The organism is Yokenella regensburgei (assembly GCF_051486985.1).
Lineage (GTDB): Bacteria > Pseudomonadota > Gammaproteobacteria > Enterobacterales > Enterobacteriaceae > CBFFRJ01.
Window position 1 is genome coordinate 1 of the sequence record NZ_JAHVDV010000086.1, and the last position, 1,208, is coordinate 1,208.

Here is a 1,208-nt window from a genome sequence, read left to right on the forward strand (position 1 = left end):
CCCTTATGTCTTGATCTTCTCCGCTCAGCCGGAGAAGATCCCCGACTGATCATCGGGAGGTGACCGGTGAGCATCCCCTGGCCCTGGTGCCTCTGAGCCCGTGGGAGAGATTATGCCCCGGTCACCTGTTTCCCTGTCGCCTCAAGACCGAACGGTATCCTGTGCCCTGAGCACCCACATATAAGGATGGTCCGGCGATATTGTCATAAGGTTACGGAGTGCCATCATGAATCTTGTTCCTGTCGGCGTGGATATCGCCAAACTCAAATTTGATGTTGCCGTTCTGCTTCCTAATCAGAAATACAAAACTAAAAAATTCGCGAATACCTCTTCCGGGGCGCGCGAGTTCCTGGCCTGGCTGAAGCGCTTTGGCGACTGCCATGTCTGCATGGAAGCCACCGGTTGCTACAGCACTGAACTTGCCACTCTGCTGGCTGATAACGGTTGCAGGGTAAGCCTCGAAAATCCGGCGCGCATCAGCGCTTTTGGCAAGGCTGAACTGACCCGCAATAAGACGGATAAAGGTGATGCTGCGCTGATAGCGCGTTACTGCGCCCTGCATMAGCCATCGGCCTGGTTCCCGGCGCCGTTGTACGAGCGGCAACTGACTGCGCTGGTCCGCCATCTGAAAAATCTGGAAGAGATGCGCCAGATGGAGGAAAACCGGCTGGAAGGGGCTGAAGAGGTCATCCTTGCGTCCCTGACTGAACATATCGCCCAGTTGGATGCGCTGATAGAAGAGACGAAGAAGAAAATCAATCAGCACATCGACGACAACCCGGATCTGAAGCGTGATAAAGCCCTGCTGAAGAGCATTCCGGGCGTGGGAGATATGCTGAGTGCCAGCCTGCTGGCATATGCGGGAAACCTGCGCCGGTTCAGTAGCAGCAAGGCGCTGGTGGCGTATGCAGGACTGAATCCACGGCGCTGTGAATCGGGGTTGTGGAAAGGGAAAAGCCGGATATCGAAGGTGGGGCAGGGAGAGTTACGTAGCGCGTTGTACATGCCTGCCATCGTCGCGGGCAGATATAACGAAGTGGTGAAGAGCCTGATGGGGCGGCTGGCTGAACGAGGAAAATCAGGGAAAGAGCAGGTCTGCGCGGGAATGAGAAAGCTGTTGCAACTGGCTTATGGCGTAGTGAAATCGGGTCGCATATTCGACGCTGAGATACCGCTTGCGGCCTGAACCGCAAGACGGTATCTCTCCC

1 protein-coding gene is annotated in these 1,208 nt (G+C 55.8%); it reads left to right on the forward strand.

What is annotated here, in order from left to right:
- The first annotated feature begins 226 nt into the window (after nt 1–226).
- Nucleotides 227–1,186 carry an IS110 family transposase gene (locus KXR87_RS23525; protein WP_437434586.1) on the forward strand — a complete coding sequence of 320 codons (960 nt, stop codon included), beginning with the start codon at nt 227–229 and terminating at the stop codon, nt 1,184–1,186.
- Nucleotides 1,187–1,208: the final 22 nt, after the last annotated feature.